At 53.5% G+C, this 17,095-nt stretch carries 9 protein-coding genes and 1 tRNA gene; 3 read left to right on the plus strand and 7 right to left on the minus strand.

The genetic code is table 11. From position 1 onward, the window contains the following. Window positions 1-294: 294 nt before the first annotated feature. The 5 genes from AAC060_RS10165 to thyA form a co-directional block, all read right to left on the minus strand. Window positions 295-1,614, minus strand: coding sequence for a dihydrolipoamide acetyltransferase family protein (locus tag AAC060_RS10165; RefSeq protein ID WP_339825693.1), 1,320 nt, complete (start codon window positions 1,612-1,614; stop codon window positions 295-297). Then, window positions 1,611-2,633, minus strand: coding sequence for an alpha-ketoacid dehydrogenase subunit beta (locus AAC060_RS10170; protein ID WP_339825695.1), 1,023 nt, complete (start codon window positions 2,631-2,633; stop codon window positions 1,611-1,613). The genes AAC060_RS10165 and AAC060_RS10170 overlap by 4 nt, the downstream gene beginning before the upstream one ends. Beyond that, a complete protein-coding gene (locus AAC060_RS10175; protein ID WP_339825697.1) occupies window positions 2,621-3,895 on the minus strand; it encodes a 3-methyl-2-oxobutanoate dehydrogenase (2-methylpropanoyl-transferring) subunit alpha in 1,275 nt (424 codons plus the stop codon). The genes AAC060_RS10170 and AAC060_RS10175 overlap by 13 nt, the downstream gene beginning before the upstream one ends. A 171-nt stretch (window positions 3,896-4,066) precedes the next feature. After that, window positions 4,067-7,318 (minus strand): autotransporter domain-containing protein, encoded by a 3,252-nt coding sequence (locus tag AAC060_RS10180; protein ID WP_339825699.1) that lies wholly within the window; start codon window positions 7,316-7,318, stop codon window positions 4,067-4,069. A gap of 202 nt (window positions 7,319-7,520) precedes the next feature. Beyond that, window positions 7,521-8,450 carry a thymidylate synthase gene (thyA, locus tag AAC060_RS10185; RefSeq protein ID WP_339826324.1) on the minus strand — a complete coding sequence of 310 codons (930 nt, stop codon included), beginning with the start codon at window positions 8,448-8,450 and terminating at the stop codon, window positions 7,521-7,523. Window positions 8,451-8,633: 183 nt separating this feature from the next. Here thyA and AAC060_RS10190 point away from each other — a divergent pair. Then, a tRNA-Pro gene (locus tag AAC060_RS10190) sits at window positions 8,634-8,710 on the plus strand. Between the two features lie 47 nt (window positions 8,711-8,757). Here the strand turns inward: AAC060_RS10190 and AAC060_RS10195 are convergent. After that, window positions 8,758-10,704: a caspase family protein gene (locus AAC060_RS10195; RefSeq protein WP_339825702.1), complete on the minus strand. Its 1,947-nt coding sequence runs from the start codon at window positions 10,702-10,704 to the stop codon at window positions 8,758-8,760. Window positions 10,705-11,135: 431 nt separating this feature from the next. Here AAC060_RS10195 and AAC060_RS10200 point away from each other — a divergent pair, with 431 nt between their 5' ends. Together AAC060_RS10200 and AAC060_RS10205 are read left to right on the plus strand one after the other, a co-directional pair. Beyond that, complete coding sequence (locus AAC060_RS10200; protein ID WP_339825705.1) at window positions 11,136-13,295, plus strand: EAL domain-containing protein; 2,160 nt, start codon at window positions 11,136-11,138, stop codon at window positions 13,293-13,295. Between the two features lie 104 nt (window positions 13,296-13,399). After that, window positions 13,400-15,916 (plus strand): ATP-binding protein, encoded by a 2,517-nt coding sequence (locus AAC060_RS10205; protein ID WP_339825709.1) that lies wholly within the window; start codon window positions 13,400-13,402, stop codon window positions 15,914-15,916. Here AAC060_RS10205 and AAC060_RS10210 read toward each other — a convergent pair. Beyond that, window positions 15,892-16,845 (minus strand): crotonase/enoyl-CoA hydratase family protein, encoded by a 954-nt coding sequence (locus tag AAC060_RS10210; protein ID WP_339825712.1) that lies wholly within the window; start codon window positions 16,843-16,845, stop codon window positions 15,892-15,894. The genes AAC060_RS10205 and AAC060_RS10210 overlap by 25 nt on opposite strands. Window positions 16,846-17,095 lie beyond the last annotated feature (250 nt).

Raw genomic sequence — 17,095 nt, forward strand, 5'->3', positions numbered from 1 at the left:
GAAGAAAGAGCCAAGCCAGACTTTCCTCGTTCCGTTCGCACTGAGCCTGTCGAAGTGCACCTATCGGCGCGCGCTGTCCTTCGACAAGCTCAGGACGAACGGCAACTCTCCGGCCCCTTCTCCCGTGAGGGAGAAGGATACAGAGCCTTATGAGCAACGCGAATTAGGCGGCGTTGGATGAGGGTGTTCTGCTCTCTGAAGTGCAGAACACCCTCATCCAGCTGCGACTAGGCAGCCAAGCTGCCAAGTCTTCGCATCCTTCTCCCTCACGGGAGAAGGCAGAATTAAGCCTATTCAATCCGCGAACAGCAGCACCGGCGTCTCGAGGAAATGCTTGAGCGCCTGCACATAGCTTGCGGCATCATAGCCATCCACCACACGGTGATCGCACGAGATCGACAGGTTCATCAGCTTCCGCGCATGGATTTCGCCGTCGATGATCATCGGACGTTCGACAATCTTGTTCGGTCCGATGATCGCCACTTCGGGACGGTTGATCACCGGCGTGGTCGCGATCCCGCCCAACGGGCCGAGCGATGTCAGGGTCAGCGTTGATCCGGTCAGTTCTTTCGCCGTCGCGCTGCCATCGCGTGCGGCGGCGGCAAGACGGCTAATTTCCGAAGCCAGTTGCCAGATATTGAGATCCTGGGCGTTGCGCAGAACCGGCACCATCAGCCCTTGCGAGGTCTGGGTCGCCATGCCAAGATGGACGGCGCCATGGCGTGTGACAAAGCCGGCCTCGTCATCATAGGTCGCATTCAGCATCGGAAAATCGCGCAATGCTTTGCAGATCGCCGCGATCATGAGCGGCAGGATCGTCAGCTTCGCCCGCTCGCCGCGATTGGCGTTGAGGTCGCCGCGCATATCCTCGATCTCGGTCATGTCGATTTCGTCAACATAGGAGAAATGCGGAATATTCCGTTTAGAATCCGCCATATTTTGCGCGATTTTGCGCCGCATTCCGATGACTTTGATCTTTTCGTCGTCACGTTTCTGCACGGCACCCGACGGACGATAGCCCTGCCCCGCACCATAGTTGAGATAGGCATCGAGATCGCTGTGCCGGATATGCTCACCCTGCGCCTTGACCTCGCTTAGATCGACACCGAGATCGGCGGCCCGCTTGCGAACGGCAGGCGTAGCGAGCGGTTTCGGCTGGCTGGCTGGAGCGGAAATGGCGTCAAGATTTGTTGGAGCACTGGAAGGGTCTTCAGACTCCTTCTGAGGAGATGCACTTGTTGGAATGTCCGAATTATTTTCTTTTTTATCAATAACTTGTCCTGACGGCACGACGTCATCTTGCGCTTGATCCGTCTCGTCCGGGACGGCGAGAGATGCTTCCAAATCTTCCAATTTATCGACATCGACGTCACCCTCAACCTCGATCTCGACCAGCATCGAACCGATCGCGATAATGTCGCCTTCTTCACCGGCCAGGCCGATGATCTTGCCCGAAACCGGCGCTTCCATCTCGACGGTCGCCTTGTCGGTCATGACGTCGGCAATCTGGTCGTCTTCGGCTACGACATCGCCGATCTTGATATGCCATTTGACGATTTCCGCTTCGGCAATACCCTCGCCAATATCCGGCAGGTTGAATATATATTTGCTCATGATTTCAAATCCCTGACAATCTTTTCCAACGCTTCGCCGATCCGGACCGGACCCGGAAAATAGGCCCATTCCAGACTGTGCGGATAGGGCGTGTCAAATCCGGTCACCCGCTCGATCGGTGCCTCGAGATGATAGAAACAGCGTTCCTGCACCAGCGCCGACAGCTCCGCACCAAAGCCGCTGGTCCGAGTTGCTTCGTGCACGATCAGGCAGCGACCGGTTTTCTTGACCGACTTTTCGATCGTCTCGATATCGACCGGCACCAGAGTGCGCAGGTCGATAACCTCGGCATTTATGCCATGTTCCTCGACCACCGCCTTCGCAACATGCACCATCGTGCCATAAGCCAGAACCGTCACCGCATCGCCTTCGCGAACAATCTTCGCCTTGCCCAGCGGCACGGTATAATGGCCTTCCGGCACTTCAGACTCGGCGAATTTCGACCATGGCGAGACCGGATTGTCATAATAGCCGGTGAACGGACCATTGTAGATCCGCTTGGGCTCGAGAAAGAGCACCGGATCATTATCCTCGATCGACGCGATCAATAGCCCCTTGGCGTCATAAGGCGTTGACGGAATGACGGTTTTCAAACCGGAAACATGGGTGAACATGGCTTCGGGCGACTGGCTATGCGTCTGCCCACCGAAAATACCGCCACCGACCGGCGAGCGGACGGTCATCGGCGCGGTAAATTCGCCCGCCGAGCGATAGCGCAACCGCGCTGCTTCGGAAATCAGCTGGTCCATTCCCGGATAGATATAATCGGCAAACTGGATTTCCGGTACTGGCCGCAAACCATAAGCGCACATGCCGACCGCCGCACCGATGATGCCGCATTCGGAAATCGGCGTATCGAAACAGCGCGTCTTGCCGAATTTCTCCTGAAGACCGGCGGTCGCGCGGAAAACCCCGCCGAAATAGCCGACGTCTTCACCCATGATCACGACATTCTCGTCGCGCTGCATCATCGTTTCGAGGCCGCTGTTGATGGCCTCTATCATGTTCATGACGGCCATTTGATTTCCCGTTCCTTATTGGCTTGCGCCGCCTGTTCCTTGAGATGCCAGGGCATTTCTTCAAACACATCCTGAAACATCGTCTCAAACGGCTGGTGCAGACCGTGGCCCAATATGCCGTTCTTGGCTGCTTCGGTCACCGCTTCCTTGACCGCTGCGAGACATTCTGCGTCCAATTGCTCCTGCTGCTCATCGCTCCACACGCCGCGCTGGATCAGATGCTTGTTAAGCCGGTTGATCGGATCACCGAGCGGCCATTCTTCCCGCTCTTGCGCACTGCGATAGGCGGTCGGATCATCGGACGTGCTGTGCGCTTCGGCCCGATAGGTGAAATGCTCGATCAACGTCGGCCCCTGATTGGTCCGCGCCCGCTCTGCCGCCCAGCTTGTGGCCGCATAGACCGCCAGCGGATCATTGCCATCAACACGCAGGGCGGCAATGCCATAGCCGGCACCGCGCGCAGCAAAGGTGGTACGCTCTGCCCCGGCAAAACCGGAAAAGGACGAAATTGCCCACTGGTTGTTGACGATATTCATGATCACTGGCGCATTATAAACCGCTGCAAATGTCATCGCAGCGTGAAAATCACCCTCCGCGGTCGATCCCTCGCCGCACCAAACGGCGGCAATCCGGCTGTCACCCTTGCTGGCGCTGGCCATCGCCCAACCCACTGCTTGCGGATATTGCGTGGTCAGATTGCCCGATACGGTGAAGAAATTCAGCTCGCTCGAACTATACATGATCGGCAGCTGACGCCCTTTGAGCTTGTCGGCCTTGTTCGAGAAAATCTGGTTGACCATCTCGATCATCGGATAGCCACGGACGAACAATATTCCCTGCTGGCGATAGCTGGGGAAGCACATGTCATCGCCGTGCAATGCCATGGCGGCGGCAACCGATGTCGCCTCCTCGCCGGTGCATTTCATGTAAAAGCTGGTTTTACCCTGACGCTGCTGGCGATGCAGCCGGTCATCAAAAGTCCGCACCTGCACCATCGTGCGGAGCATCGTCAGCAGCGTTTCGTCATCAAGCTTGGGATCCCAGGGACCGACAGCCTGGTGGTCATCATCCAGAACGCGGACCATGTCATAGACCATATCGCGCATATCTTTGGGCGCGGTATGGATATCCGGCCGTGCCTGTGCTCCAGCTGCGGGGATATCCAGATCGCTATAGTCAACAACATCCCCCGGCCGGAATTTGGGTTCCGGGATGTGCAACGTCAGGGGCGGCAAATTGCTTTTGCGGCTGTCATCAACCATCCAAACTCTCCTGCTGCACCGCAACGCTGCAGCGCAATATTTGTTTCAATCGGTTGTTATATTATTTCATCTTCTCATAAAGGTCAATGTATCTGTCCTATGCTGAGATATAAAAAAGAGGGAGAAAATCAATGCCCCCCCCTATTCTATTATCTCGGAAGATGTCGATATCTAGAAGCGCAGCGCCATGTTCATCATAGCGCGGTCATCACGATAGATTTGTTGCCCCAACCGGCTTTCAACCGCGGCACCAAAGCTCAAATCGCCGTTGGTAAAACTGAAACCGCCTTTGATCTCACCATAAGACGCATCCTGCAAACCGATGGGCAATAGCAGCGATACGTTTTCCGCATCGAGGAAACGGACCCGGAAGTTCGTATCGTTCCCGGAAACGCGGTTCACATAATCAAGCTTCATGGCGGGCTGGAACGACCACCCCGATGCAAAGCCCAATTTGGTGCTGCCCGATATTTTCAATCCGACTTTGGCTTCCAGACCGGAACGGCCGATCTCGTCCACGGCCAGCGCCAGACTACCGGTGCTATCGCGGAAACCTTCGACATTATAGGATGAATAACCAATGCTGGCCCGCGGCGTCAGCATCAAGCCATCGACATCGATGTTATAACCAGCCTCGATCTCGCTCGCAAAAGCCAGAGAATTGGTATTCAGGTTACTGGACGAAAGTCCAGCCGCAAGCCGACTATTCGAGTCGATCTGTGAATAAGACATCGAAGCCTGACCACCGACGTAGAAATTTCCACCAAGACGATAATTGCCGTAAACCGACGCCTGGTTTGTTTCTACATTGGCAACACTGCCGCCGACCTCCTGTACGCCATTAGCATAGCCGAATGCCGTACCGAATGTGGTCCGATCGCTCAGACCAAATTCCAGACCCATCGCGATATGCCAACTACCTTGCTGTACTCCGCTATTATTGTCGGAGAATGCCAGCGATGACTGCTGAAATCCGGCAGACATGAAACCGCTCATATTCTCCGGCAGTGCCACGGCATCCCAACTGGAAGACTGATAGTTTTTGGCGAAACTGATCTGCGACGCGGCGCTACCGACCATCTGACGGCGACCGTCGAAGACCTCGGGCGCGCCCACAATCTGGATTTTACCAGCGACACCCTGCCGGGAACCGAGCAATGACAGGCGATCCGAAACCAAAGTCCGCATCGTCGAGCTTTGCCTTTCATCCAACGTGGTGGTCCGGCCAGCTTGCGAGGCCGACAGGTTCTGGAAAGTCGCGTTCAATTCAGGCGCTTCCATGACATCAATCAAACCATAGACATTGGCGAGATCGGTATAGGAGTGACCGCGCGCACTATCCAAAGCATTGCCGAACGCCAGTGCGAACGGGTTGGTGATACCGCCGCTTCGGAAGAAATCCGAGAAACGGATAACCCGCATCCTCGCGATAACATTATTAGAACCGTAGCTCAGCTCTGGATAGAGAACACCGATCCTGCCCACAACATTGTCAAAACTATTCTCGACGCCACCTTCAGCCGTGATGATCTCGAAAGTCTGACCATAGCGGGCACTGCTGCGACCGAATGCATTAATCACCGCTGCGGTACCGCCCAAAGAAATGATCCCGGGATTGTCGGCATCACCAACCACCGCCAACTGGTCATTGCCATAACGGTTAACATCAAACAGGGACAATGTTCCGGAAGCCAGGATGACGTCACCTGCGATCGTCAGGGTCCCGGTATCCCCGAAACCACTACCGGGAGCGATAGAACCGTTGACCGAAGTCAGGAATGTCGGATCAAAAAAGCCATTGCCGGTCAGCAGCCCTGAACCAAAGAATGCCTCGCCGGTTGTCAGGCTACCGTCAAGGTCCAGCCACCCGCCAGTCTGGGTATAATCACCCCAGACTTTCAGATTTCCGCCGCTGCGGATATCAAGCCGTGCTGCTCCCTGGAGATTAAGCCGGTCAATGGTGACATCATCACTCAATCGGGTGGTCCCGTGCGCAGCGAGCGTTACTTCATAATAGCGCGCGCGTATATCAGCCGATGGATCAGCAACAACGTTATCCGGGACGAAGTTCAGGCTGCCCGGGCCACCTTCGATAAAGACGCTATTCGGCGTTCCTTCATCAAATTCCGCGCTTATGGTCGACAGGTCGAGACAGTCATCCAGGAAACAGATATTGCCAAATTTCGGAGTATCCCCGGTAACGCCCGGTGCCTCAAATCCCGGGAGCGCGTTGACGAGTTCACCATCAACATCAATGCCGTAATTGGGGTCCATATCCTGCACCCAATGGTTGGGATTTAACCAGTCCCGATTCCCAGCGCGGCTCGATGCATAAACATAGCTATTATTTGCCACGATCTGGTCCCAGAAAAGATAGAGCGGCTGATAGAAGCTTTGCGTTCCATAGGATGAAAATGGCTGGAAGGTCAGCGGATCATTCGGATCGTTGCCAAAAAATCTGGAACCGCCAGACAATACCGCTGTGACAACCGGTGTGTCGAAAAGCTCATCCGCGACCAATGCGCTACCGGAATCACCGCCTGCAGTGGTGCCTTCTCTCGGCAATGCGGCACCGTCATAAAGGTCGAAATCGAACATGCCGTTTGTGTCATCAAAGGCATCCTGACCGGCCGGACTGTCAAAATCTGTGTTATACAGCGTCTGCGGTAATCCGTAATCATCCGGGCCGAAAAGGAAATTATTCCTGTCATTCAGCGAACTCGCGGACGAGATCATATTCTCTGCAATACGCCGCCGGAAATCAATGCCGAGATTGGACCCATTGGACCCCAGCCCTCTCGCTCCATAGCCGTTTATGATGCCATGTGTTTCGGCCGTTAATGGCGAGAACAACATAGTCCAGGTCGGAACACCGCCGGCATGGGTATCAAGCGTTGCCATCGCGACATCCGCCTCAAGAAAACCGGTCGGAAGAGAGCGTTCATCATACCAGACTTGCTCGACATTATAGATGTTGAAATCGACATCGGTCTGGTTTGCCACACCGCCGTCAAGTCCAACCCAGCGGCGGACTGCCGGAAGATTGTCCGCGCTGAATCCGAAAGCAATCGCCGTTCCGCCTGTAGCAAAACCATATGTGTCGGCAGCTTGGCTATTCACGCAGTGGGCCGCAAAAATAACGGTGCGCGGATTGATCAGGGTGCCCGTGCAAAGGCCCAGAGAAGTCGTGGCCTGATTGGCCCTTACGGTCATCTGTCCCACACCCGTGACATCCACAACATTGTCAAGGATACCAACCGGAGGCGGATCGTTCAAAGTCAGGTCATCCCGAATAACGATAGACGGAGCATCTTCTACCATGGTTGGGCCGGATTGGGCCTGAGCCGCCGTCGCAAGGCCCGTCAAACAGGCAACAGAAGACACGGTGACAAATAGCGAACGATTGATGGAACGGAATGACATTCTAAGCTCTCCCCAAAGAGTTGGTTGGACTACTCCCTCACTACTGGTTCACTACTCAAAATATAAAACGCACGACTCGATTGAGACGCACTAGTATCATATTTTACTAGAAGTTTACATTGTTGGCGCGAAATAAAGTCGGGGAGCCAGCATTCACCGGCACACAAGCACGCAACAGGAAAGCAATTCAGCGCGTTGTAGGCTAAACAGCAACCGGCGCAGCGATATGGGATTGCGGAGCATAATCCTCCACTGCGAAATCGCCGATTTGATAATCGAAAATCGAATCAGGCTTGCGCAGAATTTTCAACTTGGGAGCGCCCGAAGGCATCCGAGTGATCTGTTCTTCTACAAGATCGGCATGGTTGAGGTAGAGATGCACATCGCCTCCGTTCCAGACGAGTTCCCCCGGTTCAAGGTCACACTGCTGAGCAATCATCCGGATCAACAGCGCCGCCGAGAACACGTTAAACGCAAAACCGAGACCAAGATCGCAACTGCGTTGATAAAGCAATCCCGACAATTTCCCGCCGGAGACGTAAAACTGATAGGTTTTGTGACAGGGCGGCAATGCCATCTGGTCCAGTTCGGCGACATTCCAGCCGGTAAAAATGTGCCGCCGCGAACCGGGATTGTTCTTGATCCCGTCGATCAACAATTCGATCTGGTTGATGCCCGTTTTCTCGCGGCGATAGAGCCCCTCGCCTGCCGGCGTGTAACGCGGCCAGTCTACCCATTGTTTGCCATAGACCGGACCGAGATCGCCCCATTTGGCGGCAAAAACATCGTCGTCGATGATCCGCTGTTCAAACGCATCCCGGTCAAGCTGCTCGCCGGTTTCCTTGCGATATTTGTCGAGCGGCCAGTCGGTCCAGATATGTACTTTCTGCTTCACCAGCTCCCGGATATTGGTATCACCGGTAAGGAACCAGAGCATCTCCCGCGCCGCCGTTTTCCAGAACACGCGCTTGGTGGTGAGCAACGGAATGGCATCATCGGCAAGATCAAAGCGCATCGTCACACCGAAAATCGCGCGCGTGCCGACGCCGGTGCGATCAATACGTTCATCACCCTGCGTCCAGATTTGCCGCATCAGGTCGAGATATTGCTGCTCGTAATGTTGTCCGGGAATCAAACCGTCATTCTCCAACCATGTGTAGGACAAACGCTAGACCGCTATAGCAATATCCTCAACCAAATCCGGTTGTCGCGAGATCGATAGGGCGTGTTTGCAAGGTCATTCGGCTATGGCTTGAACCGCAAATCGGTCCAGCATATAATACGCGCATCCCTTGCACAGAAAATGTGCGCGGATCGGGAAGTAGCTCAGTCTGGTAGAGTACTGCGTTCGGGACGCAGGGGCCGGAGGTTCGAATCCTCTCTTCCCGACCATAAATTTTTGAGGGTGACATACGGCATCTTCCAGCATTCCGGCCAGGTCACGCCATCAGGGAGTAATTTTTCTCTCCTGGGCCACGGCACATCTGCTTGGCTATTTTTGTTTCCTCGCCATCGATAATCGCAACATCGGTGATGCTCAGGCATTTCCGCCCATCTGGTTCAGCCGTCAGTGCAGTGACGGTCGATGAACCAGACACATCTGCACGAGTCGGGCTCTGCCATGTTGCAACGGCACCGACCTCTTCTTTCTCGACAATGGCCATTGTGGCTTCGGCGGCTTTTTCCTGTTCCTTCTCGTCGAGCTGACAGGCAATTTCGGCACCCAGCACGGCGCCCACTCCGCCGGCGATCAATGTTCCCACATTACCAAGTCCTGCCGCATCGCCAATCACACCGCCCAGCAAACCGCCGATCAGCCCGCCCCCGGTCCTTGCACCCTTGCATTTTTTGGAGCCGGACTTTGTTTTCTGCTTCTTCTTTTTCTTCCCGCCATCAACGGCTTCCTCGGCGCTAGCGATTTGCCCCGAACCTTCCGACACCCCGGCTGACCGGTCCATTCTAAGCTTCGGCTGCGCGAGGGCGAGTTTCACATCAAATTCCGGCACAGGATATCCGCCGCAACCAGTGTTGAAGCAAAAACGGTCCTGCAGATAGGCACGATCTTTTTGATACCGCGCTTCTGCCTTCCGATAATCTGCGAGATTGATTCCTGCAGGATCGGAATCCACATGTTCCTTCATCATCAACTGGTAGAAGCCATCCTGGCTCTTGGGTGAATATTGCATGTTTCCGCCGACCTGATCGACATAGAGTTGGGAGATCGCTTCCTGATGTTCGATCATCCGTTCGCGAAACGGAGTCAGGACTTCGCTGTAATATTTGTCCAGTTTGACCGTGCACTCGTTTATATCGTCCGCCTTGTCGAACGGCATCGCGAAAACCTGGTGATTTTCCCGGCAATCTGGATAGCCTTCGCCGGGGAGTACGGGAGTCGGCGGCAAGACCGGCAATTCCGGTTCGACAGTGGCTGGCGGTACGTAAGCCAGATCGGCTTCGGACTGCGGGCTGGCATTGTTCGATGTTAGGGCAAGTTCGGGCACGCTCCGTTCTGCAGCCCTGTCTTCCGGGATGGCTGGTACCACAGACGCCGAGCTAGAAGGATTATTTGGCGATCCCGCACCGGAATTTGCAATTGTCGGCGAAGAACCGGATTTCGCGAGCGGGGATTGGCTAACATTACCGGTTTCAGAATTGGGTTGACCGGCCGCTGTCTTTTGCACCAGATATACTGGCGTGCCCGTAATATTTGAGCTCATGAATGGACGCTGGGTGCCACCGGTTGCCGCCAATACGTCATCACGAACAAGACCGGCCAACATCTGTATTGGCAAATCTGGCTGCGGCAATCGTTTTGCCAGCGATTCCGCGAAGGGAGAATTGAAAGCGCGACCTTCGGTTGCGATCTGTCCCGGCGCCGCCGCATAAATGATCAACACGCCATCGGCATCAGATTCCGTTAGCCCTTGTGTGACAACCCGGGTTCCCGAAGCCCATCCTTTGCCGAATGGATTTTCGCGGCACGCATCCAGCACCACCATCCGGATCCCCGCACCCGAGACCGATTCTGCCATTCGATCAAGGTCGATTGTTTCATCGGTAAGGTCCGCTGTTGTTTTGAGTTTCGCATCAATGGGTACGAGCCAGTTCTTGCCCTGCCCCTCAATGCCATGACCGGCATAATAGATCATGGCGACGTCGGCACCATTCGCTTTTTCCTGAAACGTCAGGAGTTCGCGCTGAAAGCTGCTTACCGTCAAATCCAGCGCTACGGTAATCTCGTCAAAGCCTGCTTTGCGGGCTGAATCGGCGACAATATTGGCGTCATTTACAGGATTGGACAACGAACCAGTGTTAACATAAGCGGAATTGCCAATGACAAGCGCAACACGTTTGGCGTCGGCCATCGCGGGCCAAATTGCCGCCATCAATGTAATCATCAAGAACCCTATTCGGATCATTGATCGTTCCCCCTGGCCTTACCGCAACGTTCAAGCGGATATTCGCCGATCGTAATACGAAGAAAAGTTATTGTGAAGACTGCGCCCCGTCTCCACAAAATGCCCTGACACTTTAACCCAAAATCGCAAAAAAAAGCAATGCCAGTGCTCCGGTTCGCGGGCATTCCTATAACCGCTCTCGATCCTTTGCCGGACTGAGGTGCATTGCATGCCTGATTCGGCTAAGAATAGACCATCACCCGCATTATCGTAGTTGCGAGGCAAAAAATAACCCTGTTGAACGGCCTTCATTATTCCCAACAATGGCGAATATCCGGTAATCCATTGAATAATAAGCTTATAAACTCATAATCGGGTGTTAACCTTATCTTGAACATAGGCCTGTAGTCCATAACGCTATGAACACGCGCGTTTTGATAGTCGATGACCGGCCAACGAACCTGAGGATTTATGCTCAGTTTGTGACGTTGATGGGGGAAAAATATTCCGCCGTCACTTATGCTGACCCTGTGGAGGCGCTGCATTGGCTGCGTGACAACCAAGCGGATCTGATGGTGGTTGACTACCGTATGCCGCAAATGAATGGTGCTGAATTTATCCGGAAAGTCCGGATGATGCCGGGCGTCAGCGAAATCCCGGCGATTGTCATCACAGCTCATCAGGATCGCGAATGCCGGCTTGCCGCGCTCGATGCGGGTGCGACGGACTTTTTGCAAAGCCCCGTTTCCCATGTCGAATTCTGCAGTCGTGCCTTGTCGCTGCTGACGAAAAGCAAGAAAAGCGTTACTCTGCGCCGGCGCGCATCGGAAATTGAACGCAAACATGCCGCTATCGGCGGAATGGCATCAAATGATGGCCCCATGGGCAAAAGCATGCTCGAGCAGATTATTGATACAATCCCGATCATGATCAACGCGACAGATCGATCTGGCAACTGCCTGTTCACGAATGCCTATCAATCCGCCTTGTTCGACAAAGATCCGGATGAAATGGTGGGCGAGGATTTTGCGGCGTTTTTCGAACCGACCTTAGCGGCCAACTCCCGCCGCAGGAATGATCTGGTTCTGAAATCCGGCCTTGCCATTCCCCACTATGAAGAAAAAATCACCAGCGATGGCGTCGATCTCATTTTTCATTGCAACAAATCTCCTCTGCTCAACCACAAGGGGGAAGCGATTGGCGTTCTGACAACCGCGGTTGACATAACAGCCCGGAAATTTGCCGAAGAACATAGAACCCACTTGGCATTGCATGACATGCTGACCGGCCTTCCTAACCGGGTGTTGCTGGCCGAAAACGTTAAATCCACGATTGATCACTGTAAGAAAACGAACAGCGAAGCAGCATTGTTGCTGCTTGATCTGGACCGTTTCAAGGTCATCAATGATACTCGCGGCCATCACAGCGGTGACGCCCTTTTGCGGGAAATCGCAGAACGGATTTCCAAGGTCATTGGTCCCGACGATTTTGCGGCACGGATCGGTGGCGATGAATTCGCCATTATCTTCAGCAAATTCGAAAGCATTGATTCGATCAATTCGCGCTGCGCAAAAATCCTCAACTCTATCAACGAACCATATGCCATCAGCGGCGTCGGTCAGGTTATCAGCGCATCAATCGGCGTAAGCCTCATCCCCAGCGACGGGGATGAATATGAAGAAGTTCTGCGCATGGCCGACCTCGCCATGTATGATGCCAAGGCCAATGGCCGGAACTGTCATCGTTTCTTCTCGGAAGATATGAACGAAATTGCGCAGGCCGATGCTGCGCTAGAGAATGAATTGCGTGACGCTCTCGTCAAGAATGAGTTTTCACTCGATTATCAACCCATTGTGGATGCCCAAACGCTCGAATATGTCGGCCTGGAAGCTCTGATCAGATGGGAGCATCCCGTTCGGGGAAGATTACTTCCAATCCAGTTCATCCGGGTGGCCGATGACAGCGGGCTCATGGATCTGCTGGGCAATTGGGTGATTGGCGAAGTATGCCGCGAAATAAAGGCTCACGCTGACCAAGGCATTGATCTGCCACGCGTCGCAATCAATGTTTCACCGAGACAATTTCAAAATAACAATCTCTGCGATGAATTGCTGGCCAGTATCAAAGCCAACGGCATTGCGCCTTCCAAAATCACCATCGAAATCACCGAAGAGCTGCTGATCGACAATAATGAGGAAGTCAGAGCAACGCTTCAACGTATTCGCAGCCATGGCGTTGGAATCGCGATTGACGATTTCGGGACCGGCTATTCCTCTCTGCAATATCTGCGAGACCTGCCCGCCAACTGCCTCAAAATCGATCGCACTTTTATATCGCGCATCGAACATAGTGCGGCTGACCGGGCAATTATCGGAACCATCGCGCATCTGGCCCACGCATTAGGCATGCGAGTGGTCGCAGAGGGCGTCGAGAATGAGGCCCAACTGGAATTGTTGCGGGTTTCAGGCTGTGACGAAATCCAGGGATTCCAGATTGCACGCCCGCAACGGGCCGGAGATCTCCGCAAATTATTTGATGGGCGGAAAACAAATCTACCGAGTCGATCGGCAGAAGGCTAACCAACGTGTTATCCCGAACATCGCGCGCTTCGCCAAAACCGCATCATCAGCCCATAGATCCGCACTTCGGCATGGATGGCCAGCCGCGTGATCGGGAACATGAAATGATCAAAAACCGGATCATTTTGATTGTTCTCGCATGGTCAGCTTGCGCTATCTTGAGCGCACCTACCGGATTGATCATTGGTTTCGGCATCTATTTCGTCGTCAGTATAGCAATCGCTATCGCCTATCACGTTCACCGGAAAACTTCGAGTGTGCGGCGGTTCATGGGACTCTGTACGGATTTCGGTGCAGCAGCTTTCCTGTTCCAGATTGGCGGAGAGAGTGTTGCGGCCGTTTACCCGCTAATGCTCTGGGTCATTCTCGGAAACGGCTTCCGTTTTGGAGTATTCTGGCTGTTCCTCGCGTCAGCGATGGCGGCAATTGCATTCGGAGTGACCATCTATACCGTCGAATTCTGGCGCAACAGCCCATCATTGTCGATCGGTCTCTTGGTCGGCTTGTTGGTAATACCGGCATATTGCTCGACATTGATCACCAAAATCTCCCAAGCCAAGGAAGAAGCCGAGGAGGCGAGCAAGGCCAAAAGCCTGTTCCTTGCCAGCATCAGCCATGAACTACGGACCCCGCTGAATGCCATCATCGGTTACGGCACCCATCTTCTCGACATGAAGCTGCCGGAAAAACAGCATCAGATGGTTGCGACCAGTGTATCTGCAGGACGGCATTTGCTGCACCTGATCAATCAACTGCTGAACTTCGCTCAATCCGATTCTCGCGATGAGCTCCCTGAGCCGAAGCCATTCTCTCTTGTGGACGTGCTTTCCGAGGTTCGCGAGATCATGCAGATTGCCGCTGACGAAAAAGGCATCAAGATCGTTCTGCAAGCGGAGCCCCACAGCAATAAAATCATTACGGGTCAGCTCGATTATGTTCGCAATATTCTGATCAACCTGACCAGTAACGCGGTGAAATTTACGGGATCGGGATCCATCACCCTGAAATGTGGTTTCGGACCGGAGAATGAACCTGGGCAGATGTGGCTGTCAGTCACCGACACCGGCCCCGGCATTGCAAAGGAAGCCCATCAGAAAATTTTCGATGTTTTCCATCAAGCAAATGATACGATAGCAAGCGAGTTCGGCGGAACCGGGCTGGGATTAGCCATTTGTCATAAACTGGCCACTCAAATGGGCGGCCATATTTCTGTCGATAGCGAACTCGGTGAAGGCAGCACATTCACCCTGGTGTTTCCAGCCGAAACGCTGAACGCCGACAATCACGGCACCGACGAGGATAGCGTCAGAATACTGTCGCTGACCCGTGATGAACATGCACCGGTCATCTGCAATACCGACCGGCAACCGATAATGATAGACCATGTCCAGTGCCACAAGGCAGACGACATCACGAAAATTCTCGAAGAACGTGATACTGGATTTTATGACATTGCTCTGCTGGATGATGCCATCGCGAGCGAACATGATGACGAATCGCCAATGTGGTCTGCGTTCCGGAAAGCCAAGCTTCCTCCGGTCTTGTTCACCAAAGGCAAAAAGAAAAATCTGACAGACATTCAACTGCGGGCGGCTTTCGCGACGCTTCTCCCTGCGGGGTCGGATTTCAGCGCTATTCGCAGCGCAGTGCAGATTGGCTGTTCATTCGCCGGTTCAGGGGCGCAGCAAACAGAGCAGCTACAACCCCAGCAGCAACAACCTGAAACAGGCAATGACAGCCAGGCAAGCCACGGTTCGTCCGTTCGGGTGTTGATCGCGGACGACAATCGTACAAACCAGATGGTACTCGAAACAATTCTGGCCAATGCGGGTCATCAGGTTACCATGGTTGCCGACGGCGAGAAAGCGCTCGAACAACTCGAAAAAGGGTCGTTCGAGATTGTGTTCCTGGATGTGAACATGCCCGTTATGGGCGGCATTGAATGCTGCAAGCTCTGGCGTCAGATCGAAGGACCGCGCAAGCATATTCCGATTATCGGGCTAACAGCAGATTCCACCGAGGAAACGGAAAAGAAATGTCTTGATGCGGGCATGGACCTCCGAATGACGAAACCGATCGAGGCAAAGGAATTAATTGAAATCATAGCTTCACAAACGGTCAATATCGTCAATCAGGAGCCAGACAATAACCACTCCGACCCGTTGGAAGTGGTCGCCAATATTAGTGGGCAGGAAAGCAGACCGGCTCCGCCCGCCATCGACCCGGCTCAGCTGGACTATCTTCTCTCGATTGGCGACGAGGCTTTCGTCCAGTCTATTATCGAAGCCTATCTGGAAGATGCGGCCGATATCTTGATTGCGTTCAGGAAGTCAGTCGACGAACAATCGGTCGATGACTTTCGTTTCCACGCCCATGCATTCAAAAGTGGGGCCGCGAATGTGGGAGCGACCTATCTCGTTGAGTCCTGTTCAAGACTTGAAGTGGTCGGCGAAAGAGATTTCAAAAATCGCCGTTTTGAATATCTGGCAAAAATCGAACGGCAAGTCGCCGATATTGGTGATTGTCTGAAACGCGTTTCGACAAACAGTCACAAAGACGGCACAGCCGAGATCACAGCGGCCAATCCGATAGATCGTCAGACCGCTTTCAGCGACCGTTGAATCCTTCGGTCTTGCGCTGTTGCGAGCCGCTCCATCTTCCGCACATCCCCTTCTTCGAGATAAAGCGCGGTTTCGGCCCATGCATCGGTAATCTCCAGCAGCTCTTCTAGGCTCACCGGACTTGCGATTTTTCGCGCACGATAGACGGCACGCTCGGCATGATAGCGTCTGCGGTTTTCCTTGGTATATTCGACGATTGCGGCCTCGCCCATGCCGTCTTCTGCCAATATGTCGACGACACCCATGTCATATAGCTCGGTGGCAGTGAACAGCTTGCCCTCGAGGATGAACCGTTCGGTATCCTTGCGACCAAGACGCTGTCGCAGAAAACTGTAGGCACCCATGCCCGGGAAGAGATTGAACAATATTTCCGGAAGGCCCAGCCGTGCGCTTTTTTCGGCAACCAATATGTCAAAAGCCAGCGCATGTTCGAAACCGCCCCCCAGCGCGTCCCCCTGCACCAGAGCCATGGTGATGATCGGCGCGCCAAAACCGGTGCTATTCTCATATTGCATATGGACGCATGTGCGTGCGTATTTTTTCAATGCGCCCAGATCGCGACGACGGATACAATCGGCAAAATGTTTCAAATCGCCACCGAGGTTGTAGATACCCGGCGTACGGGATCCACAGACAAAATAGCGCAACGGATCTGATCTCTGTGATCCATCCATCGCATAGTTGGCGTGAATCCAGTCCTGGACCTGCTGGATTTCCTCTCCCAGTTCGTAGGTATAGCTCGGCCGGGATGTCTGATTCATGTAACACCAGAATATTTCGTCGGAACGATCAAAGCGCAGTTCAATTTCGTTGAACTGTTTGCTGAAAATATCTGGATCAGAAGGAGATGCCGAGTGGATTAGCAAATCCCTCGCCTCAACCAGCAGATTCTCTTTCGCATCGTTGGCCGCGTGGCTGCGAAATTCCATACTATACTCCCTGGGTGACAAAGGTGCCCGACGATACTCAGCCTAACAAAATCCCCTGCCTATGCTATCGAATTTTATGATGTGCCCCATTTCAAAGCAAGAAAAACCCAGAAGATTTCCTAACATGCTTAATTGACTCGGAAATTTTCTTGTTTTTGAGTTATTTGAGCAGAAATAGGCCTGCAAAAAATAGTTAATATCATCAAAAATGACACAGTCTTTCCATATTATAACTGTCGTCATGAGCCAT

This window comes from uncultured Parasphingorhabdus sp. (genome assembly GCF_963975555.1).
GTDB lineage: Bacteria > Pseudomonadota > Alphaproteobacteria > Sphingomonadales > Sphingomonadaceae > Parasphingorhabdus.